This window comes from Lactobacillus kalixensis DSM 16043, from assembly GCF_001434335.1.
GTDB classification, from domain to species: Bacteria; Bacillota; Bacilli; order Lactobacillales; family Lactobacillaceae; genus Lactobacillus; species Lactobacillus kalixensis.
The window spans coordinates 1-23915 of the sequence record NZ_AZFM01000010.1 but is presented as its reverse complement, the minus strand read 5'-3'; the positions used below and the strand labels follow the sequence as shown (position 1 = coordinate 23915).

Below are 23915 nucleotides of genomic sequence, written 5' to 3'. Positions count from 1 at the left end.
GCGTGATTAGGAGGGAAAAAAGTGCAGAAGTTTATTAAAAACCATGTCTTTTCTCTAATTGCATGGATTTTGATTTTACTGATCTCGGTAATTGCGTTGCCTAACGTTAGTCAATTAACTAGCGAACACTCAACAATTACATTACCAAGTGATGTGCAAAGCTCTGTTGCACAAACGATCCAAAATGACTGGGGTAAGAAGAAAAAGAATACCTACGAAGTTGCGGTCGTTTTCAACAAGAAAAACGGCAAGTTAACTGCTGACGATAAAACGGCAATTAATCAAACCGTTGATAAATTAGAAAATAATAAGGGAAAATATGGTATCACTGATACTTTAGCTCCTGATTCTAACATTGCCACAAGAAAGAAACTCCAATCTAAAGATGGAACTACTTGGGTAATGCAGATAAATATTTCTAAGAAACATGGTCGAATCGGTTATGTTGAAGATCAAATTAGAAATGCAGTTAAGACTTCAGGTATCAGAACTTATGTAACTGGTGCTGACATCTTACAAAATGCTTTCTCAACTTCAATCCAAGAAGGAATCAAAAAGACTGAAGCAATAACTGTTGTCTTTATTTTTATTGTTTTGATCATTGTCTTTAGATCGCCAATCGTTCCATTAATTTCATTATTAACAGTTGGGGTATCATTCTTAACATCATTCTCAATTGTTACCAACTTAGTTGAACACTTCAACTTCCCATTCTCAAACTTTACACAAGTGTTTATGGTTATTGTGCTCTTCGGGATTGGTACGGACTACAATATTCTACTGTATGACAAATTTAAAGAAGATCTCGGTAAAGACATGGATAAGTACGAAGCGATGCATGATGCTTTGCACAAAGCCGGAAAGACCATTCTTTACTCAGGTTCTTCAATCTTAATTGGTTTTACTGCATTAAGTTTAGCTAAATTCTCAATTTATCAATCAGCAGTAGGTGTTGCAGTAGGTGTCGCAACCTTACTTGTAGTTCTCTTGACTTTGAATCCATTCTTCATGGCAGTACTTGGCAAGAAGATGTTCTGGCCAGACAAGAGATTCACTGGTGAACACGAAGATAAACTATGGCACGGTATTTCTGCGTCAACCTTAAAGCACCCAATTATCTACTTGGTAGTCTTGGCAGTTGTTGTAATTCCATTTATGTTGATGTATAAAGGTCAATTGAATTACGATGATACTGATGAAATCGCCGATAGTGTTCCTGCAAAGCAAGGTTTGCTTGTTGTGCAAAAGCACTTCTCCAAGGGTCTTGCAGAACCATCATACTTATACATTAAGAGTAACCACCGTTTGGACAATGAAGAAAACTTAAAGTTAATTGATCAATTGACTAAGCAACTTCAAAATTCAAAAGATGTTGACTTTGCAACTTCGGTAACTCAACCATATGGTGAAGCAATTAAACAATTGTACGTTGATAACCAATTGGGGACTGTTAACTCTGGTGTTGACCAAGTTCGTGCTGGTTTAGGTAAATTGACTAAGGGTAGCCAAAAAGCTGCAAACGGTGCAACTAGCCTTCAAACCGGTGCTGAACAACTTCAATCAGGTACTGGTAGATTACAAGCTGGTGCAAACCAACTTCAAAGCGGTACGCAAAGATTGCAAGCTGGTGCAAATCAACTTCAAAGTGGTACTAGTGCCTTAGCTAGTGGTGCAGGTCGCCTTCAAACAGGTGCAGGTCGTTTATCAAGTGGTACTCATGCTCTTCAAAGTGGTACTAGTTCATTGGCCAGTGGTGCTAATAGATTGCAAGCCGGTGCAGGTCGTCTTCAAACAGGTACTAAGAGCCTTCAAACCGGTACTCAACAATTAGTTGCTGGTTTGAATCAATTGAGTAACCAATTATCAACTCAAATGAGTTCTTCTAACCGTGCTCAATTAGCTCAATTACAAACTGCATTACCACAAATCAACCAAGGTATTCAACAATTAAACAGCCAAGTTAGTGGCATTAATGTTGAACAATATCAAACTTTATTGAAGAGTTTGTCAAACTTACAAGCTACTATTAAGCAGCAACAAGAACAAACTGCTTCTAAAGCAAAAAGTGCTTATGAATCTACATTAAAGAGTCAATTAGCTGAAAGTGGCTTGTCAGCAGAAGATCAGCAAAAAGCAGCAAGTGCAGCAAGCGCAGCCTTTAAAGCTGCTATGGGTTCAGTTTCCCAATCAAGCTCACAAGCACAGAACATTGACACTAATTCACTACAATCATCATTGACGCAGATTCAACAACTTCAAGCAGCTACTAAGCAATTAGCCACTGCTTCAAGCAAGGCACTTCCTGGAGCAGCAACTGCACTTAACCAATTAAGCTCAGGCTTAAGTCAAGTTCAAACTGCTGCTCAACAAGGTGCAGCTGGTGCTAACAGATTGAACGCAGGTGCCGCTTCACTTTACAATGGTGCTGCTCAACTTAACACCGGTTTAGGTACTTTGAGTGCTGGTGCAAACCGTCTTAACAGTGGCGCTGCTCAACTTAATACTGGTATTAGTAGTTTAAGTGCCGGTTTATCAAGTCTTGACGCAGGTGCAAACCGTGTTAATAGTGGTGCAGGTCAACTTAGCGCAGGTTTGAACTCTGGTGCTTCTGGTGCTGCTCAATTAGCTAGTGGTATCGGTCAACTTAATAGTGGTGCTGGTCAATTGTCTTCAGGTGCTGGTCGCCTTGCAAGCAGTATGCCTAAAATCACAAACGGTTTGAACCAAGCTAACAACGGTTTAGGCCAAGGTGGTGCTTACCTTCAAGGTTTACAAAACTCAGCTGCAGCTAATACATTCTACATTCCAAAGGAATATCTCAAGAATGAAATGTTCCAAAAGTCAATTGACGTTTACCTCAGCCCAGATAAGAAGTCAGCTCAATTAATTGTTGTCTTCAAGTCTAACCCAAGTGCTGAAGAAGCAACTAGACGCTCACAAGAATTGAGTGCAATGGCTAAGAAGTCACTTCAAGGTACTGCTTTGAAGAATGCTACTGTAGCAATGGGTGGTCAAAGCTCTAAGATTGAAGATACTAAGAACACTGCAAGTGGTGACTTCATTAGAACTGCTACAATTATGCTTATAGGTATCGGTATTGCTTTGATCTTCGTAACTCGTTCACTTCTTCAACCTGTTTACATCATGGGTACTCTTCTTATTGCCTACCTCTGCTCACTTTCAATCAACCAATGGATTGTTAAGGCGGTACTTGGAAGAGACATGCTTACTTGGAATACACCATTCTTCAGCTTCATTATGTTGATCGCATTGGGTGTTGACTATAGTATCTTCCTTATGACTCGATACCGTGAACTTGAAACAGAAGGTATTCATGATGTTAGTGAAAGAATCCTTAAGGCATGTGGTATCATCGGTACAGTGGTTATCTCAGCTGTCGTCATCCTTGGTGGTACATTTGCAGCCTTAATTCCATCAGGTATTCCAACTTTGATTGAAGTTGCTTTAACTGTGGATGTCGGATTAATCATCTTAATCTTTATCTTGCCAATAACTTTAACTGCTGCTGTTAAGCTTACTTATGGTGGGTTCAACTTTAGTTGGGGCAAGAAGAAAGAATAAATAAAATCAATATAATAAAAGGACGTACATTTGTACGTCTTTTTGTTTATTAGGGTAAAAAAGGTGTTAGGTAAAATAAGATAAGATAAAAATATAGTTAACTTAATAATAAAGATAGTTTAAGCTAATACCTGTTTCTTTTATTAGTGTTATTTTAATGCTAGAATACAGATATAGTAAGTGCTGGAGATAAAAATATATATGTAATAAGATAATTAAAAATACAATTTAAGTAGAGAGGAATACTTGATATGGATTTTGAAAAGAAGGATTTCGATAGTAAACAACGGTTTGGTATCAGGAAATTAACCGTTGGCGTATGTTCAGTTTTACTATCGACTCTATTACTGACGACAGTAAATAATAATCAGACTGTTCATGCTGCAACAGAGAATGGACAGCAAGAGACCGATTCTGATCAGGGAGCTAATGCTGACAGAGGCTTAAATATTGTGAAAGAATCAACCACTTCAACAAGTCAAGCAGGCTCTGAGACTGATACAAATGAAAAGAAAGATACCACTTCATCTGAATCTGCTCAAGTACAAACTTCAGGGGTGGAGTCTGCCCAAAAATCTGATGAAAATAGTACAAATGTTGAAAATAGCGCCACAGATACTAAAACTGGTGAGCAAAAAATTACAACTGATCAGTCTAAAGACATTGATACTATTCAGAAGACTGAACCTTCAAAATCTAATTCATCCTCTACAAATGAAACCACTAATGAAGAAAAGTCTACCACTACTGAAACTGAGAGCGAGCAGACTAATACTAATACACTTAATGTAAAAAATACTGCTAAGACTGCAGTTAATGCGCTAGCAGAAAGCAAAGTTGCTGCCAAAGCTGCAACCACTACGAATGGTGGTTACGATTCAGCCACTTGGGGAACATTAGATCTTTCTAATTGGACTGGACAGAATACGACTTTTAATGGAACAACTTACTACCAATTAACTGGCTACACTGGTGATACTACTCACATTATTGTGCCTAACGAAGAAGATTTTGAGTTAGCTGGTAAATCAACCAATGGTAATCAAGTAGCAATTTCTAAAGATTTAATTGGAAGTTGGAAGACTGCAACCAGTATTGCTTTTAGTAAGACTGATGACAAAAAAATCAAGCTGGTAAGTACAGACTTAAATTCGACTTTCCAAGACAATACGAATTTGACTAATTTGGATGCCAATAGTTTAGATACAAGCAGTGTTACTTCGATGAACATTACTTTTGAAGGTGATTCAAAGCTGTCATCTTTGACTGGAATCAGTGATTGGGATGTTTCTAATGTGACCGCGATGACATCTACATTCCGCAGTTTGAATGGCTTGTCTAGTTTAACAGGTTTGGAAAACTGGGATGTAAGCAAAGTTACAAACATGGACCATATCTTCAGTCAGGACAATTGTAGCAATGTTCTAGATCTTTCTGCTATTAGTAACTGGAAAACTAGCAGTGTACAAAATTTAACTGCCGCTTTTGCCAATAACCGTTTTACTAACCTTCACGGTCTGGAAAATTGGGATGTAAGCAAAGTTACGACTATGGGCAGTGCATTCATGAATAATGGTAGCCTGACTGATATCAGTGCAGTTGCTAATTGGAAAACTAGCAGTCTGACCGATATGAATCGGATATTTAATGTTAATCAAGCATTAACTAGCCTTCATGGTTTGGAAAATTGGGATACCAGCAAAGTAACTAATTTTGAGGCAGCTTTTGCAAATGAAGGATCATTAGTTGATGCAAGTGCAATTGCTAACTGGAATACTAGCAATGCTACTAACATGCGTAATTTGTTCGCCAATTCAGGTGTTCAATATCTCGATTTTTCTAAATGGGACTTTAGTAAAGTAACTAGAGCTTCAGACGTCGTACGTAATGTACGAACGGTGGTCTATTTTGGTGATAATGCGACAATTACTGCTAATAATTTGAACACATTGGGCTTTGGTAAAGTAACTAACCCGATTATTTTGGCTAGTGGCGCGCTTTATACGCTCTTATCTGGTAGCAATACGAATACACACACCATCACTATTAATAATTCTAATGGTAGTCAGCTTACGACTATTTCTGTACCAGTTGTTTATGATGCAAGCTCAGCAAGTAACGCAACTGAAGCCATTAATAGTTACAAAGAGATGGTAGATAATAAAATCCAGGATTATGCCACTGCAAATAATTATGCATTGAAATTTGTATCGGCTCCTGGCTCAACTGATGATTTAACTGGTCATAATAATCATTTGATCAACTATGCTGAAGCTAAGTATCAAGTTGTTACTGTTCCGACAGATCAAAAGAAAGATCTTCAAGTACAGGATAAGACTGTCTATAAAGGGAGTAGCTTAACAGCTAAGGACTTAGTTACTAATAGTGCTGATTTCCCAGAGGGAACAACATTCGAGTTTGCTGATAATACTGAGCCAAACTTGAATCAGCTTGGAACATATGATGTTAAAATTGCAGCTACTTATCCAGTTACTGTAAATGGTCAGCAATATACTGCAGTTAGTGGTCCAGTTACAGCGAAAGTCACTGTTACTGATCAAATGCAATTTAATATCATTTACTGGGATGATACTGAAAACAAGGAAATTGTAAAATTTGATATTCAAAATGCAGGTAATGACGGCTATAGCAATAATCTTAAGTTCCCGGCAGGCGTAGAAACAGGTAACTATCAATCGGTTAGTGTAAGTGGGGTACCAACAGGAGTAACTATTGCTGGTAATTATTGGAATTCATTGGATAATAGTTCAACTGATTGGACAGTGCCAAATTATAAATGGACAGCTGCTGCAGCACCTTCTTTATACGGCGCTAACATTGTCATTCACTTAGCCCACAGAACGACAGAAACTACCGAACAACAAACTCGTCAAGTAACAGTAAACTATGTTAAGACAAAGGTAAATGAAGACGGTACTTACACTGAAGATGGTAACGCCTTTGATTCTGCGGTCTTAGATGTTTACTATACTAGAACTGCTACAACAGATAAGGTAACTGGTAAGACTACTTACGGTGCATGGAAATGGGATACAAGTAAAGGCGATACTAATACACCTGGTTACCACGTGGTTTCTGGAACATGGACTAGCCTACCTTCAGAATGGGCAAATGTAACTGCTGAAGTACCTACCTTAAACGGCTACACCGCTTATACTGGTGGTCCTGCTTCAAATACTAATAAAGTTCCTGCTAATCAATTTGTTTTCCCAAGTTGGAATGGTAGTGATGGCAGTACTAGTGAAACAGATAAGGGTTCAACTGCTTATACTGATGCGGCTACACTTTATGAAGCTAAGCCGGTACACACAATTTTGTATGTTCCAGAGCAAACAGAAGCAAGAACTGTAACCACTAAGTTTGTTTATGCTGGTGGAGATAAAGATGGTCAAAAAGTTGCATCCGATACACAAATTCAAGTTTACTTCAAGCGGACAGGGACTATTAATACTGCAACGAATAAGGTGACTTATGGATCTTGGACTTGGGATAAATCAGCTGGTGATACGGATCACCCAGGATTCCATATAATTTCTGGGAATTGGACCATTTCATCTGATGGTCAATTTAGTGTTAAGGCTCCTACTGTTGCCGGCTATACAGCGGCAATGCTCAATTCTAGTGGTTCATATGGCACTACAAATTTTGCAACTCCAACTTTTAATTCAGATACAGTATTTACTAATAATACTGCTTCTCAATGGTATGTACGTAATGAATTAACCACTTACTATGTTCCTAATTCATCAGTGAACAAGACTGTTGTTAGAACGATAACAATTACTCCTCCAAATACTATTGCTGCTCCTACTAGCGTCACACAAACTGCTACTATTAACAGACTAGTAAGAGTGAATAGTGATGATACTGGCGTTGTATATGATGGTTTTAATGGAAGTGGTTGGAGTACTAATACTGGTAGCTGGACTGCTTACAGAAGAATAATGTCATATGCTGGCTACACAACTGTTATTACCCAAGTTGTGACCAATCCAGATGGTACAACTACTGAAACTAAGTTAAAGTCAATTGATGCCCAAACTGTTGATGGTAATACATTGCCAACAACCATTAATGTTACTTATACTGCAACTTCAACTGCTGTCTTAAGCGGTGAAGCTAGTTCTACTTACAACGGACAACCAATTAGTTATAACGATATTAATGGCGGAAGTAGTGATATTTTAGTTCAGGTTTCTGGACCAATGGCTGGCTATTACACTGTGGGTGCTGGTGATCTAGAATTTTCATCCGATGGTGGTAAGACTTGGTCAACTACTCTGCCAACTAATGCCGGTACTTACCAATTGCGGTTGACCACTCAGGGTGAAGACGCAATAAAAGCTCAATACGGTAATAACTCTATCAAGTGGGTAAATGAAGATGGAACCTCAACCATTGGTGGTAGCGCAACCTACATAATTAACAAGACAGATGCAACTGCAACTATCGGTGGAAGTTATGAACGTGATTACGATGGTCAACCAATCAATGGTACAAGTATTTATAATAAGATTACTTGGGCAGGAAGAGATACAAGTAATAACAAAGACTTTACTTTAAATCACAGTATTACTGCTAATGACTATGCTTGGTACACCAAGAGTGGCGACCAATATATCAAGGTTGAAGGTCAACCAGTCAATGCAGGGGTTTACTACTTGATCTTAAACAATGACTACATCACAACACTTGATGAAGCAAATCCTAACTATAGTATTTCAAAAGTTGACGGGGCATTTGTTTACACAATCAATAAGGCTCAAGCTGGTTCAGTTACTTTTGATGCTAGTGTTCAAAAGACTTACGATGGTTCAGCTATTTTAAACGGTGCTAGCTTTAACACTGCACCATCAATCGTAATTAAAGGTGCAGATGGAAAACCACTTGCAGGATTAAACAATTACACTTTCCAATCTGGTGACTTTGAATTTGTAGATTCAACAGGAAATACTATTTCGGCAATCATTGATAGTAATGGCCAAATCGAAGGACCAATTAATGCCGGCACTTATACTATTCGCTTGACCCAAGCCGGTCTTAATCGAATTGAACAAGCTAACCCTAATGTGAACTTTGCTAATGTTCAGTTAGCTGATACTGGTAGCGGTACTTTGACAATTAGTCAATATGTACCAACTCTTAATTTGAGTGGAGAAGGCTCTAAGACATACGATGGTCAAGTAGTAACTTCTGCTGAATTAATCAAGCAAGATAAAGACAATACAATTACAATTAAATTAACTGTGCCAAAGCAAGGTGGCGGAACCACTGAAGTTACCTATGCTTTCAATCCTAATATGGATTACACAGGAGATTATGACTGGTACAGCAATGGCACTAAGATTAATGCGCCAAAGAATGCCGGTACTTATGTCATTCAACTTAAAGCTGACCAAGTAAAGACTATTCTTGAAGATTTAATCAGCCAAGATTCTAACTACAGCTACTTGAAAGGTAATTTGGATCTTGATAAGTTGCAAGTTGCTGGACAAGCATCATATACAATTAATAAGAAGCCACTTACTGTTTACCTGGATGGAAATTCATCAGCTGTTTATACAGGTAGTGGTGCTGAAATGCCATTGCAAGACTTAATCAGTCACTTAAAAGCTAATGGTCTTGTAAGTGGTGAAACTTTAAACACCGATACTTTTGATAAAGCTGACTTCCAATGGTACGTCAAGAATGCTGATGGCACTTATTCTGTCTTCACTGGTAAGGATGCACAAGGTAATACAGTTCAAACTCCAATCAATGTTGGTACTTACTACATTGGTATCTTGCCAGAGACATCAACTAATAGTGGTATTGATACCTTGCGACGTGATAACACCAACTATGATGTAACTATTGACTATAGTAAGTACTATCAATTTGATATTACTCCAGCTAAAGGCACACTTACTCTTAGTGGCAGCCAGACTGATACTTATAATGGTCAAGCAGTTTCGATCAAAGATGGAAATTACTCAATTAGCTTTGGACCAGTTTCTGGTAACTAAAATAGTGGTGTTCTTAGTGGCGATCAAACTGCATTTAATGCTATTAAGTGGGATGCAAGTGACTTTGAATTCGTAAATGGTGCGCCAACAAATGCTGGTACTTACCAAGTGCGTCTTAGTTCTGCAGGACTACAAAAACTACAAGATTTTGCAAATGGAGCCACAGGTAGCAACTATGATTTCAGTTCTGTTGTTACAGTTGATAATGGCAAATTTACTGCTAGTTCAGTGACCGGTAACTACACCGTAAATAAGAATGAATTGACAGTATCTTTGACTAATAAAGATGGCCAAACTCCAAGTTCCGTTATTGGTAAGTATGACTTAAGTGCTGGCAATTACACATTGACAATCACACCTACTGAAACTATTTATGGTGCAGACGGTAAGCCTATTACTTTAACTTATGATTTGAAAGATAGTGATTTAGCTTACAAGAATGGAACACCATCTAATATCGGTACGTATGATGTTCAATTGACTGCTGCAGCCGTTAATGATTTGGAACAAAAATTTGGTACAGCAAACTACACTTACAAGTTATCTCCAAGTGCTACTCATGAGATTACTAAGGGTACTGGTACGATTACCTTATCTGGTGGTCAAACTGAAACTTACACTGGACAACCGGCAGTTTTAAACCATCACAAGTACTTTGTCACGGTAGCAACAAATATTTATAGTGATAGTTCATACTTGAATGCTGGAGATATGCAATACTTGGTCTTCTTTACCAAGAATGCGGACGGAAGCTATACTCAATTAGCAGATAAGCCAACTGACGTTGGTACTTACTATGTTGGATTGAATGACTACATGGTTAAGCTGCTTCAAGATGCAACAGGTAATAATGGTGAAAATTACAATTGGAGCCAAAATTACGCAACTTACGTAATTACTGCTGCTAAGGGTACCGCTACTGGTTCATTCTCTAACAGTAGTTCATACAACGCACAACCAATCGGCAAGCAAGATATTACGGTTAATGTCACCTACCCAGGTGCTAAGAGTAATACTTACACTTTGCAAGATGGTGATTATGAGTATGGAAATAAAGCAGGTTCTGTAGTAACAGATCCAACTGATGCAGGTACTTACACTATTCGTTTAACAACTGCTGGTGAAAATCACATTAAGCAACTCGGTAACGTATTAGACTCTCAAGGAAACATCACAAAGCAAAACGTAGATTGGACTATTAACTTTACAGGTTCATATACGATTAATGCAGTCCAGATGACGGTTACTGTTAATGGCACTCAAAATGAAACCTACGATGGTAATGCTAAGACTATCAATATTGGTAGAGCTAACGGCGTTAACGTAACAATAAGCGCAGATGGTTTGACTGTACCGACTATTCCAACGACAGGTGCCAATGCATTAACCGCTGATGACTTTACTATTAAGGATGCCCAAGGCAACGTAGTAACTAATCCAACTAATGCAGGTACTTACAAGATTTACTTGAATAGCAAGGGTCTTGCAAAACTTGGTAACTTGTCAGCAAACTTTATTGTTCCAGAAAGTTTGGAACAATCAGCTGATTTAATTATTGCGCGTCAAGATGTCAATATTACTGAAGGCTCAACTGGTAAAACATTTGATGCACAATCAGCTGCATTAACAGACGAACAGTTTGCTCAATATAAGAAAGCAATTACTGATGCTGGCTATAATGTAGACGGCTTGACTGTTGATGGTATCGATTGGTGGTTCGATGATACTGTGGACTACGGTACACAAGGTAATCCAACTAACCCAATTAAAGATATTGGTACTTATAACTTAAGATTAAACGCTAAGGGTCAAAAAGAGCTTGATGATGCCAACCCTAACTACAAACTTAAAGTTGGTGATTTCAAGTACACCATTTATCCAGAAGTAGTTCATATTGAAGTTGACGGTACTCAGAATGCTGACTGGGATAACCAAGGAGTATCAATTGATCCAACTAAATTTGTACCTAAGTTTGTCGTTTACGGTGGTGAAAATGGTGATCAATTAATTACTAACCCTGTTCGTGATGATGGTCAGCCTTTGACTCTACCGGCAGGTGTTCAGTTAGTTCCTGGTGATTATGAATTTGTTGATGATGATGGTAATGTCATTAAGTCATTTACGCGTCAGGACGGGACAACTTCTGCTAACCCATTTAAGGTTGGGTCATACAAAGTTCGTTTGACTGAAGAAGGTTGGAAGAAGCTAGCAACCCAATCAACTGATAATGTGAAGTATCAATACGACAATAGTACTGGTACGCTTAACATCAACCAAATTACACCTGATATTACATTGGATGGTGCAAATTGGAAGACATATGATGGTCAACCAGTAAGCTTTGATGAACTAGTTTCTAAAGATCCAACTACCAATCAACAATTGATTTATGTCAGCGTAACTTCTAATGGTCATACCATTTACTTACCTTTAGATCCTGGTACTTATAATTGGAGCAGTAATGGTCAATTGTTGAATACTGCACCAAGCCAAGTGGGTACTTACACTATCACTTTAAATAAAGATAGAGTAATAGAGAGCTTAAACAATTGGATGGCTAACAACTCTGATTACAAGGGTTCAATGAAGATTTTAGCTGACAATATTAAAGGCAGTGCTTTATTTGAAATTAGGGCACGCAATATTGCTGATTTAGTAGCAGATCCTGCTAGCGGTAGTCAGACTTATAATGGACAGACTGCACAGATTGACTTGTCTGCCGTAGTTGGTAGTCTTAAGGCAACAGACAGTGCAGGCAAAGTTTGGAAGCTTAATACTAGCACCTTGACTTTGGATGATTACACTATCACTGATCCAAATGGCAATGTACTTACAGGCTTCCCTGTCAACGTTGGTACTTATACATTTAAGATAAATGAAAAGGGAATTGCTGCTTTAGCTTCTGCTAACCCTAACTTCACAATTCCTAATGAAATTAATGGCTACAGTTACACATATACAATCAATCAAGCCAATGCAAGTGGAAAGCTAGATGGTACTAACTTTGGAACTTACACCGGTAAGGCAATCACAACTGCTCAAGTTAATAGCAATGGCAGAATTGTGGTAACTGTAGACTATCCAGGTATTGCTATTAGTGATAAGACTTACACTCTTCAAGATGGCGACTATACTTGGAATACAGAAAATGGATCCGCTCCAACTGATGTTGGTAAATACACAATTACTTTGACTAAGGCTGGTATTGCAAATGTTGAAAACTATATTCTTAAGTTAGCTGGTACAGGCCAAGAAGGTAAATCCAATGTAGTATTTGCTGACAACGCCATTACTGGTTCTGCAACTTACACTATTAATAAGGCTGCTGCGACAATCTCTATCAGTGATTCACAAAAGCAAACAATGCCTTGGACAGGCAATCCGGCTAAGATTGATCCAAGCAACTTCGTACCAACTATTACAAGTGACGGGCAGACAATTGCCTTTCCAAGTGATTTGAACTTAACTAGCGATGATTACGAATTTGTAAATGACAAGGGCGAAGTGATCACTGCACCAAGTGAAATTGGCACTTACATGGTTCGCTTAACAGGAAATGGCTGGCAAAAAGTTCGAGATGCAGTTGCTGGAAACAGTAACTACACTTGGACTTATGAAGGTCAAGGTAGTTTTGAAATTACTAAGGCTGAAGCTACGGTTGTTTTAAGTGGATCAAGTTCAACTGTTTACACCGGTCAAGGCGCAGTTATTCCATCTACTGATGGTGTTGTAAATGGCATCACTGTAACAGTTGATGGTAAGTCTTACAATTTAACTCCAGATGATCTTGAATTTGTTGACGATCAAGGAAATGTAATTAATCCAGTAGATGCTGGTAGTTACAAGGTAAGATTGAAGAATGATAAGATTTCTTCAATTACCGGTTTAGATCTTACGCACTATAACTACAACTATAGTGGCAATACAGTCCAATTTGATATTACGCAAATGCCATTAACTATCACTGTTAGTGACAAGGACAATGTACCAACAGTCATTTATGGTGAATCCACTACTTTGAATCCAAGTGACTACAACATTAAGGTTACTGATGCTAATGGCAACATTATGGACTACACTCCAGTAGCAGGCGACCTTCAATTCAAGGATGGCGTGCCAACTAGTTCGGGAACATACGAAGTTATTCTTTCTGACCAAGGCTTGAAGAATATTCAAGATAAATTTGGTACTAAGAACTACACTTACACATCAGCTGGTCAAGGTAGTTTTATCGTTAATAAGGAACAGCTAATGTAAAAACTTCTGGTTCATATGAAGCAACTTACGATGGTAAGACACCAGAAATTGATGTTGCAAAGGTTATTAATACAATTACTACCAACAATGGTGCCTCCTTAACTGTAAATAATTTAACAGCAGATGACTTCGAATGGGTTGATGCAGATGGAAACGCAATTACCTCTCCAGTAAATGTAGGTACCTACTACTTGAAGCTCAAGGATTCTAGTCATAGTAAGATTGCAACTAATGATAACTATGACTGGAGCTTCAGCGGACTTGCTAGTGTAACTATTAATAAAGCCAATGCTACTATCAAGTTCAGTGGTAATGACACTGTAACTTATACTGGTAATAAAGTTGCTCCAACTCCAGATGCGTTCACTGTAACTTTGGCTGATGGTCAAACTTATAAATTAACTGCTAATGATATTCAGGTAATTGGCGATCCAGTAAATGTAGGTACTTATCAAGTTGAATTAACTCAAGCAGGTATTGATGCTATCAATAAAGCTAACCCTAACTACAACTATAGTTATGACGGTAGCAAGGGTACTTTGACTATCGATCCTGCACAAGCAACTGCTACAATTAGCGGTTTGCAAACAAGTAAGCAGCCGCAAGTTGATCCAAAGAATTACACAGTTACTGTAAATGGCCAGACTATTACTGGTTTGACTGCAGATGACTTTATCTTTAGTAAAGATGGCCATCCTGTTAAATTGATTGAAGCTGGTACTTATGATGTTGAACTTAGTGGGGATGCAATTGATAAGATTCGTCAAGCAAATCCAAACTACAACATTACTTTTAGTTCAACTGCCAAGTTTACTTTGGAAAATAGTAGTCAAACTATTAATTATGTTGATGGCTCAGGTAATGTAATTAGTTCAACTGAAATTGGCGATCAGCTTGAAGGGACTAAGGTTTCATTTACTCCTGATGTTCCAGCTGGTTGGGCATTGACTGATCCAAATAATGTTCCAAGTGAAATTACTATTTCAAATGGAACAACGACAATTGAGATCAAGCATGGAACTATAGTTGTTACTCCAGATACTCCTGAAGATCAGATTCCAAAGGGGCAAGTACCTGGTGATCCGGATAAGCAATACGAAGAATTAGGTGTTCTTGATCTTAAGCCAACTCGTAAAATTATTATTACGTTGCCTGATGGCACTGTACAAGAAATTTTGCAACAGGGCAATCTTACTAGAACTGCCACATTTGATGAAGTTACTGGTAAGATAACTTATAGCGATTGGACAGCCAAGGATGGTAAAGGCGCGTGGGATGAATATGAACCAACCCAAATTCCAGGCTACACTATTCACATTACTGAAACTGTGGATGGTAAGACGAAAGATATTGATTCAATTTCTAAAGTAACTGTTAGTGCAGATACTCAAGATACAACAATCAATATCACATACACTCGTGATCAACAGCCAACACAGCCTACGCAACCTAGTGATTCAACGAATCCAAGTGTTCCTACTAATCCATCCGAGCCGACTAATCCGGCTCAACCAACAAGCCCAACACAACCAGGTAAGCCAGATAAACCTGAGAAACCAAATAAGAATAAAGATGATGCAAATAAGCAGAATAATAAACCTGCAAAACCTAATAAGAAGAAAAAGAATTCTAAACAAGATAAACGTGGTCAATCAAATAACATGCCTAAGCATGCAGATATGAATAGCAGAAGCCCTAAGCATGCTGCTACTGCGATTGCAAACAAAAAGGGCGGCGTAAACAGTAGTAAATCAATTACAGCTGCTAACGCAAAGAATGAGTTGCCACAAACAGGTGATAAGCAAGAAGGTATTGCTGCTTGGCTTGGATTATTGCTTTCAAGTTTAGGTATCTTTAACTTAATTGGTGATAAAAAGCGTAAGAAGAAGTAATTCTTAACGTAAGAAAGTCATGGATGAAAATTCCATGGCTTTTTTGTATCTTTCGCGCTGTGCTATAATTTTTGTTAGATACTTTTTAGAGAAAGGACAAATCCTAAATGACAACTTGTCCAAATTGTGGAAAATTAGTTGGTAAAGACGATGACGTCTGCAAGAATTGTGGCTTCAATCTGAAAAAATACCGCGATGATTTTTTCACTGACAACTACAACATAGAAAAAGATGATGAACCTGATGCAGCTGGTAAAGTTACCAGTCGAGCAGCTTATCGACGTGAATTTTATCCTACCAAGCAGAATACTGTTGTACAAAAGATGATTGCTTGGGTAAGAGCTAATGCAACAATTGTCTTCTTACTCGGAGTGCTCTTACTTATTATTATGAGTTTTTCTCGACCACTTGGCTGGCTTTCATTTTTCGGCTTAATGGCTTGGCTGTTTATTGTCTGTGAACGTAGCCAAAAGATAGAACAATGCACTGCAGACCGAAGGTTGACTGAGAAAGTTAATCAAGTAGGGTCTAATGTGTTTAATTCAATTGAGTCAGGCAGTAGCAAAATCCGCAGTAAAGGGCAAAAGTTTGAAGAAAATCACCCTAAGGTGGAGAAAGATGTAAAGAAAGTAAAAGAAAGTCGCCTGCGTAATTTCGGTTATGTACAGTTGTCGGTAGTTCTAACTGCTTTTATTAGTTTAATTGTCATGTTTTCAGGATCCGGAGCAGAAGTTGTAGGGGGTTTATACCAACAACGCGTTTCAATTTCTAAATTACTACTGGATTTTGCTGGGCGCTTACTTTCTGGCCAAAATTCTGGCTATGCTGCAGTTGTTTATGTCGTCTGGCTTTTACTTATCTTGTTCCCAATTTGGATTATTTATAACATCTTAAAAAATAATCGTAGTAGTCAATTCTTAGCATTCATTTTGTCGCTAATCGAGACGATTTTCTTGTGCTACTTAATCTACCGCTTATCTAGTGTGCAAAGAGCTGATACCGGCGTTTTAAGCCAATTAACTAGCCAATTGTTAACCTATGCTATTTCAATTGGTGCTTCAGCATATTTCTTAGTGATCTCAAGTATCATGACGACAGTCTTGTCTGCATACAATTTATTTAGAAGACGTCATAACTTAGACAAATAAAAATACGCTAGTCCGTGTATTCACAGGCTAGCGTATTTGTTTTAAAAATTATTGATTATTCTTGGTGGTATCGATAACTAAATGGTCGTTAACAAAGGCCATCATGCCAAGTTCGCTCAGTTCTCTACCATAACCAGAGTTCTTAACTCCACCAAAAGGTAATTCACCTGCGGTAATCCAGCGACCATTAATAACAGTCATTCCAGTTTCGATTTGACTGGCAACTTCTTGTGCATGCTTGATGTCGCTGCTGATGACGGAAGAACCTAGACCGTAACTTGAGTCGTTAGCAAGTTCAATTGCTTCGTCTTCATCATTGACTGAGTAGACAACAGCAACTGGACCGAACATTTCTTTATTAAAAATTGGATTGTTCTTATCAACATCTGTTAAAATCAGCGGTCTAAAGAAGGATCCCTTACTGTTAATTTCAGGATATTGATAGAAGACCTTAGCGCCGTGATCAATTGCTTCTTGAACTTGTTTTTCAAGTTTTTCCTTAGCGTTTTCAGAATTCATTGGAGCTAAAGTTGTTTCAGCTTGTAGTGGATCGCCTGGCTTTAAGCTGTCGAAGATATTCTTTAAGTCATGTAAAACTTCATTATAACGGTTCTTAAGAACGATTATCCGCTTAGAAGAAGTGCAGACTTGACCATTATTGTATGTTCTGGCATCACGTAAAACGTTCTTCAAAACTTCAGGATCAGCATCTTCAAGCACGATGAAGGGGTCATTGCCGCCAAGTTCCATTGTGGATTTCTTAAGATTTTTCCCAGCTTCTTCAGCAACAGCAGAACCGCCACGTTCAGAACCAGTTAAGGCTACACCTTGAATACGAGGATCGCGAATAATGTCAGCTAATTGGTCGTAGCTTGGGTACAAGTTAATCAAGCTTCCTTCAGGAGCACCAGATCTCTTGATGATAGTTTCGATTAACTTAGCAGAACTTGGCACATTGTGAGCATGCTTCAAAATGATTGGATTACCTACGATGAAGTTAGGAGCAAAAACTCTGATTACTTGATAAAGTGGGAAGTTCCAAGGTTCACATGCTAAGACAACACCAGTAGCTTGCTTTAAATAATAAGCGTCACCTAAGTTAGTCTTAAGTGGTTGAGGTTCAAGCATTTTTACACCATTTTCAGCGTAATATTCACAAATACTGATGCATAATTCTACTTCTTCTTTTGCTTCAGATAATAACTTACCCATTTCTAAAGTCATCATCTTCGCCATTTCGTCTTCGTGCTGGCGTAAGCCATCAGCAATTTCCTTTAATTCTTCCGCCCGGGTTTCTGGTTTTTCATGACGCCATTTTTTGTAAAGCATGTGGGCTAAGTTAATTGCTTCATCAATTTGTTCAGATGTTGGGTTATCGAAGCTTGCAAAAGTTTCGTTGTTATATGGGTTAATCGATTGATATTTTGACATAGTTTTACCTCGATTGAATGTATAAATAATTTTTTTCTAATATTAGTTATCTGCTTTTTATTATAAAGCGTTTACAAAAAGTTAGTCTAGTATTTTATCTCATTTTTTGGATAGATAAGGTCACAAAATTAATTTTACATGGTAAAATATGAACGTTATTACATGTTTTTATTTGAAATATACGGAGGAAACTATGACTAACTCAGTCCCAACTGCCAAAATTTATTTAGGTACGCCATTTTACACAGATGCTGAACGTGCTCGCGTCCCTAAAGCTCAAGAATTGTTAGCTAAGAATCCTACAGTTGCTAACGTCTTTTTCCCATTTGATCAAAGCTTCGTTGATCCAGAAGAAGAAAACCCAGAAATTGGTGGCATTCGTAGTATGACTTGGCGTCAAGCAACTTATCAAAATGACTTAAATGGCTTATCAAATGCGACTTGCGGCGTCTTTCTTTACGATATGGACCAAATTGATGATGGTTCAGCCTTTGAAATTGGTTTCTTGCGTGCATGCCATAAGCCAGTTATCTTGGTGCCATTTACTGAAGATCCAAACAAGGATAAGGTAATGAACTTGATGATTGCACAAGGTGTAACTACTATCATTGACGGTAACACCGAATTTGAAAAGCTTGCAACTTACGACTTTAATTCAACTCCTGCAAATCCAGTGATGGGTTACAAGATTATTTAACAAAAAGCAGTCTAGAAAATTTCTAGGCTGCTTTTTAACGCTCAAGTTTATTCAATTCTTGGTGAGCTTTTGTTAGGATATATTGATTATGTGAAAAACGTGCAAAAGCATGAGCATCACGCAAATATTGAATCGCTTGATGATTTTTACCATGGCCCACCATGTTCATGCCTAAACGATAAAGAATCCGACTCATAAAGAAAGTTCCGTTATATTGTGATGCGATTTGATAAGCATAACGGAGCAGGTAGTTAGACTCCTTAATATTGTTTCGTTTACCGTAATATTCACCAGTTTGGTAGAGCATCCACAATACCTGAAATAGTGACATCTTGTTAGTAACTTTGATATTAACAAGTAACTTTTGAATTTGAGAATAATTCTCCTCCGCTTTTTCATAGTCGTGGCGTTCTTCATAAACCAAGCCGCATGCAGTGGTTGCTAAAGCATAGTAAATATTATCTTCTTCTATGAGTGGATTAGTCAAAATTGTGTTGAAATTAAACAATGCTTTGACTTGATCGCGATTATAAAAGAGGGCGTAGATCCCAACAACTAAATGAAAGAGCGCTTGATCATCAACGCGAAGCAGGTCTTCTTCCTTGATTGAAGAGATCAAATCATATGCTCTAGTGAAGTTAGCTTGGATGCAGGCGATTGCTGCTTTTTGCAATTTAATTGAAGCTGGTGTTTCGTCACTTCTAAGCATAATATCGCCTGTTAGGATACCTAGACGGATGCACAACTTCTCCATTATTTTAAAAGAAGGAGGCTGACCTTCATTTTCAAACTTACTTAAGGTCGCCTGGGTACAGATGCCTTTACACAGTTGGGTTTGTGATAAGTTTTTGCTTTTACGAATCTGGATAAATTTTTCAATATTAAACATAGCCTTTATTTCTGTCTTTTAATTGTTTGGAATAAAAAGTCTAATGATTCGTCAATATAATCTTTAGCGTAGTCCATAGCATGGCCGCCACCTTTAATTACCAGAAGTTCAACTTCATGATTTTCTTGAGCTAAGACTTTAATGAAATCTAAAACGCTGGATAAAGGATTTAATTCGTCAGCTGAATTGATCATCATCAACTTATCAAGCTTGTCTAAGTTGTATGAAGCAGCATCCATTTTCTTAAGGACTGCCGGATTATCGCTACCAGCATACGTGGTAACGAAGTATTTGTAGAAGCTATTGTGAATATCGTGTATGTCAGTTAAGCCTAATTCATCTTTTGCATCAACTGAAGGTTTAACATCGTGGTGATTTTCCATCCATTTAGAAAAATCAACTGGCGCTGACCAAGTAACTGTAGGAAAACCAAACTTGCCAGCGACATATAATGCCAAAGTGCCACCTACACTAGCACCGATTTGGACGATATTTTTTTGATCATCTTCATCAGTGTACTCAGAATTTAAGAGCCAGTTAACAAAGGTAATAGCATCATCGTGGGCAGAGGGGAAAGTATTTTCTGGAGCCAAGCTATATTCAGGGATGAAAGCCATGAATCCGGCATTAGCAAAGCTTATTCCCCATGACTTAACACTTTCTTTAGTTCCTCTGAACCAACCACCGCCGTGCCAGAAGATTAAGATCTTAGTGTTAGACGTAGTGTTGTTAGGATAGTAAATATCCGTTGATAAATTCTTATCTTGATCATAAACAATATCGTGCTTAATAATTGTCATTTAAACCACCCTTTCCATAAAACCACTTATATTATATCTTAAATTTATATTTTTCTTAGTCTTTTCGCATCAGGAAACCATTAATTAATGTTTTTTGGTAAAATGAAGCAAACAGTGAAAAACGTTAAATAGTGGTCATGCAAGTAGAGGTGAAAAAGCATGCATTTATCTGAGAAGACTAGTCGAAAATTAATTAATTATGCAACGATTGTTACTGGCATAATTATTGTCCTACTAGTTATTTACTGGTATCAGTTAGGTATTTTTACTAGTCAAGCAAAAATGAAGGCATACCTTGCTAACAAACAGATCATTGGACCCATTGTTTTTGTTTTAATTCAGATTGTTCAAGTTGTTATTCCAATTATTCCTGGTGGAGTTTCGCTACTAGGAGGGGTCGTATTCTTCGGCCCGGTTGCCGGATTTATCTATAATTATGTCGGCATATGTATTGGGTCGATTATCAACTTTTTCTTAGCGAGATATTACGGTAGAAGTTTTATCTTTCATATTATTTCTGAAGATACACTGAATAAGTATATGAAGTGGACGAAGAATCAGAAGAAGTTCAATTGGTTCTTTGCGATCTGTATCTTAGCTCCGGCTGCACCAGATGATGTGCTTTGCCTTCTTGCAGGTTTAACAGAAATGAAGTTCTGGACATATTTCTGGATTATTATTTTGTGTAAACCTTGGACGATCGCAGCTTATAGTTTAGGTTTAGTCTATGGAGCAAAATGGTTAGTGAAATTACTAGGTAATTAAATGTTAAAGGGAAAGAGAATTTATTTGCGGCGCTTTTCTGAAGAAGATGCACCTGTTTTTTTGAAATGGGGATCTAACTCGCGCTATCACAAATTAGCTGGGTTAGAAGAGTTTAAGAATTTAGATGATGCTAAGCGCGGAGCAAAGCAATATTCGCAAAGACAAGATAGTTATGGTATTTGTCTAAAAGAAAATGATCGCTTGATTGGTCTTGTTGAACTTTATGAGCGCGGGATGGATGAGCGCAGTGGATTACTTAAGACCAAAGAGATCGGCTTTTTACTTGATCAAGACTATGAAGGGCGCGGCTATATGACTGAGGCTCTGAAACTAGTTTTTAAAGAAATGTTTGAAAAAAGGGATCAAGTTGAAATTTGGGCCGGGACCTTTGCTGATAATGAGAGATCACAAAAACTCTTAGAAAATCTGGGTTTTAAGTATGTTTATACAGCAGATTATGCTCAAATTACGCAACTTTTTTCATATCAAGAAAAATATTATTTGCTCAAAAAGGAAGAATGGCTTAAAATTAATTCAAACACGAAATCTTAAGACAGCTTCAGAGAGTTCACGGTTGGTGCGAGTGAATGGATGTCGTTTCCGGATTTCATAAATGTGGGCAATTAATAGTTGCACGGCAGGTACCGTTATCACCAACTAATGAGAGCAGCTTTTTAAGCTGAAATTGGGTGGTACCGCGAAGCCGTGTAGAGCCGATTCGTCCCAGCGATAGGGATGAGTCGGCTCTTTTTGTATGGAGGTTTTTTAATGTTAGATATTAAGGTGATTCGTGAGAATCTCGATTGGGCCAAAGATAAGCTTGCAACCCGCGGAATTAAGCCAGAAGAACTTGATGAAGTAGTTGCAATTGATGCTAGCCGTCGTGCAGCTTTGAGTGAAAGTGAAAAGCTTAAGGCTGAAAGAAACGAAGTTTCAAAGAAGATTGGTGAAGCTAAGCGTAATAAAGAAGATGCTAGTGAAGCTATCAAGAATATGAAGGAAGTTAGTGACAAGATTAAGGCTTTGGATGAGCAAATCAAGGACTTAACTGAAAAGCAAACTTACATTTTACTTCGTTTGCCAAACTTCCCAGCTGATTCAGACCCAATCGGTCCAGATGAAAGCTACAATGAAGAAGTACGCAAGTGGAATGAACCAACCAAGTTCAACTTTGAACCAAAAGCTCACTGGGATATTGGTACTGATCTTGATATTTTGGACTGGGACCGTGCTTCAAAAGTAACTGGTGCACGTTTTGTATACTACAAGGGTGCAGGTGCACTTTTGGAACGTGCTGTTTTCAACTTCTTCTTAGATGAAAACACTAAGGAAGGTTACACTGAAATTATTCCACCATATCTTGCAAACGATGAATCAATGCAAGGTACTGGTCAATTCCCTAAGTTCCACGAAGATGTCTACACTATTGTTGATAATGATGATCCAGACAAGCCTCGTGATTTAACTTTGATCCCAACTGCTGAAGTACCATTGGTTAACTACTTCCGTGACGAAATTATTCATGGTGAAAAGTTGCCAATCAACGTAACTGCATTGTCACCAGCATTTAGAAGTGAAGCAGGTTCAGCAGGTCGTGATACTCGTGGTTTGATCAGAATGCACGAATTCCGTAAGGTTGAAATGGTTAAAGTATGTAAGCCAGAAGACTCATGGGATGAACTTGAAAAGTTGACTCACAATGCAGAACACTTATTGCAAAAGTTAGGCTTGCCATACCACGTTGTTGCTTTGTCAACTGGGGATGCCAGCTTTACTAGTGCTAAGACTTACGACCTTGAAGTTTGGATGCCAGCACAAGATAAATACCGTGAAATTTCAAGTTGTTCAAACTGTACTGACTTCCAAGCTCGTCGTGCACATATTCGCTACCGCGATGAAAATGGTAAGCTTCATTTAGCACATACTTTGAATGGCTCAGGTTTAGCTGTAGGTAGAACTGTAGCTGCAATTTTGGAAAACTACCAAAACGAAGATGGTACAGTAACTGTTCCTGAAGTATTGGTTCCATACATGAATGGTATGAAGAAGATTACTAAGGAAGAAAGTTTAATCTAATATAGAAAATGATTGAAGACAAGATGTCGAATTAACGATGTCTTGTCTTTTTTTACCCTCAAAAAAGACAATAATCAGGTGAAAAGATAGAAATTTGAATTTTTTTGAAAAAATTTTGTTTAATTTTTAGGCTGAATTTGGGTAATTTACGAACGAAATTTGATTTTGAAAGCCTAAATCAGTAGAATAGTAGAGTTTTTATGAAAGACAATCATTAGTTTTTGTTACAACGCCACCTAGTGTACCGGAAGTATAGCGAACGAAAAGAAGGATTTGACGAAAAGAGAAAGAGTGTGTAACTGAAACTTGAAAGCTAAGATTCATGCTCTTTTCGCATGTTTCCTGGCTTTTT

The 23915-nt window shown here is 37.9% G+C and carries 12 protein-coding genes and 1 pseudogene; 9 read left to right on the top strand and 4 right to left on the bottom strand.

The features are described from left to right. Nucleotides 1-21 precede the first annotated feature (21 nt). The 5 genes from FC46_RS04320 (at nucleotide 22) to FC46_RS04300 (ending at nucleotide 16905) form a co-directional block, all read left to right on the top strand. Nucleotides 22-3582, top strand: coding sequence for an MMPL family transporter (locus tag FC46_RS04320; protein WP_057798225.1), 3561 nt, complete (start codon nucleotides 22-24; stop codon nucleotides 3580-3582). Between the two features lie 251 nt (nucleotides 3583-3833). Further along, nucleotides 3834-9608: an MBG domain-containing protein gene (locus tag FC46_RS04315; protein ID WP_057798223.1), complete on the top strand. Its 5775-nt coding sequence runs from the start codon at nucleotides 3834-3836 to the stop codon at nucleotides 9606-9608. A 42-nt stretch (nucleotides 9609-9650) separates the two neighbouring features. Next, complete coding sequence (locus tag FC46_RS04310; protein ID WP_236702290.1) at nucleotides 9651-13865, top strand: MBG domain-containing protein; 4215 nt, start codon at nucleotides 9651-9653, stop codon at nucleotides 13863-13865. A gap of 47 nt (nucleotides 13866-13912) precedes the next feature. Continuing rightward, nucleotides 13913-15757 (top strand): MBG domain-containing protein, encoded by a 1845-nt coding sequence (locus FC46_RS04305; RefSeq protein WP_162253133.1) that lies wholly within the window; start codon nucleotides 13913-13915, stop codon nucleotides 15755-15757. A 107-nt stretch (nucleotides 15758-15864) separates the two neighbouring features. Continuing rightward, a complete protein-coding gene (locus FC46_RS04300) occupies nucleotides 15865-16905 on the top strand; it encodes a zinc ribbon domain-containing protein (RefSeq protein ID WP_057798216.1) in 1041 nt (346 codons plus the stop codon). A gap of 48 nt (nucleotides 16906-16953) precedes the next feature. On the opposite strand, the gene FC46_RS04295 is transcribed toward FC46_RS04300, so the two are convergent. Next, nucleotides 16954-18336 (bottom strand): NAD-dependent succinate-semialdehyde dehydrogenase, encoded by a 1383-nt coding sequence (locus tag FC46_RS04295; RefSeq protein ID WP_057798215.1) that lies wholly within the window; start codon nucleotides 18334-18336, stop codon nucleotides 16954-16956. 193 nt (nucleotides 18337-18529) lie between these two features. Here FC46_RS04295 and FC46_RS04290 point away from each other — a divergent pair, with 193 nt between their 5' ends. Continuing rightward, complete coding sequence (locus FC46_RS04290; protein ID WP_057798213.1) at nucleotides 18530-19033, top strand: nucleoside 2-deoxyribosyltransferase; 504 nt, start codon at nucleotides 18530-18532, stop codon at nucleotides 19031-19033. A gap of 34 nt (nucleotides 19034-19067) precedes the next feature. Here the strand turns inward: FC46_RS04290 and FC46_RS04285 are convergent, their stop codons facing one another. From FC46_RS04285 to FC46_RS04280, 3 genes and pseudogenes are all read right to left on the bottom strand, one after another. After that, on the bottom strand, nucleotides 19068-19742 hold the full coding sequence (locus FC46_RS04285; protein ID WP_057798211.1) for a hypothetical protein: 675 nt from the start codon (nucleotides 19740-19742) through the stop codon (nucleotides 19068-19070). A gap of 27 nt (nucleotides 19743-19769) precedes the next feature. Next, a pseudogene (locus FC46_RS10450) lies at nucleotides 19770-19922 on the bottom strand (helix-turn-helix domain-containing protein); the annotation flags it as partial. 5 nt (nucleotides 19923-19927) lie between these two features. Beyond that, nucleotides 19928-20722, bottom strand: a complete 795-nt coding sequence (locus FC46_RS04280) for an alpha/beta hydrolase (protein ID WP_057798209.1) — start codon at nucleotides 20720-20722, stop codon at nucleotides 19928-19930. A gap of 159 nt (nucleotides 20723-20881) precedes the next feature. Between FC46_RS04280 and FC46_RS04275 the strand changes: the two genes are divergently transcribed. From FC46_RS04275 to serS, 3 genes are all read left to right on the top strand, one after another. Next, entirely contained in the window at nucleotides 20882-21487 is a 606-nt protein-coding gene (locus FC46_RS04275) for a TVP38/TMEM64 family protein (protein WP_057798207.1), read from the top strand. Further along, nucleotides 21488-22039, top strand: coding sequence for a GNAT family N-acetyltransferase (locus tag FC46_RS04270; RefSeq protein ID WP_057798205.1), 552 nt, complete (start codon nucleotides 21488-21490; stop codon nucleotides 22037-22039). 216 nt (nucleotides 22040-22255) lie between these two features. Beyond that, nucleotides 22256-23563, top strand: a complete 1308-nt coding sequence (gene serS, locus FC46_RS04265) for a serine--tRNA ligase (protein WP_057798203.1) — start codon at nucleotides 22256-22258, stop codon at nucleotides 23561-23563. The last annotated feature ends 352 nt before the right edge of the window (nucleotides 23564-23915 follow it).

Excerpts from the sequence above, each read along its gene's own strand:
- FC46_RS04315 (WP_057798223.1), top strand. The coding sequence starts at position 3,834 with ATGGATTTTGAAAAGAAGGATTTCGATAGTAAACAACGGTTTGGTATC.
- FC46_RS04300 (WP_057798216.1), top strand. The coding sequence starts at position 15,865 with ATGACAACTTGTCCAAATTGTGGAAAATTAGTTGGTAAAGACGATGAC.
- FC46_RS04295 (WP_057798215.1), bottom strand. The coding sequence starts at position 18,336 with ATGTCAAAATATCAATCGATTAACCCATATAACAACGAAACTTTTGCA.
- FC46_RS04290 (WP_057798213.1), top strand. The coding sequence starts at position 18,530 with ATGACTAACTCAGTCCCAACTGCCAAAATTTATTTAGGTACGCCATTT.
- FC46_RS04285 (WP_057798211.1), bottom strand. The coding sequence starts at position 19,742 with ATGCTTAGAAGTGACGAAACACCAGCTTCAATTAAATTGCAAAAAGCA.
- FC46_RS04280 (WP_057798209.1), bottom strand. The coding sequence starts at position 20,722 with ATGACAATTATTAAGCACGATATTGTTTATGATCAAGATAAGAATTTA.
- FC46_RS04275 (WP_057798207.1), top strand. The coding sequence starts at position 20,882 with ATGCATTTATCTGAGAAGACTAGTCGAAAATTAATTAATTATGCAACG.
- FC46_RS04270 (WP_057798205.1), top strand. The coding sequence starts at position 21,488 with ATGTTAAAGGGAAAGAGAATTTATTTGCGGCGCTTTTCTGAAGAAGAT.
- serS (WP_057798203.1), top strand. The coding sequence starts at position 22,256 with ATGTTAGATATTAAGGTGATTCGTGAGAATCTCGATTGGGCCAAAGAT.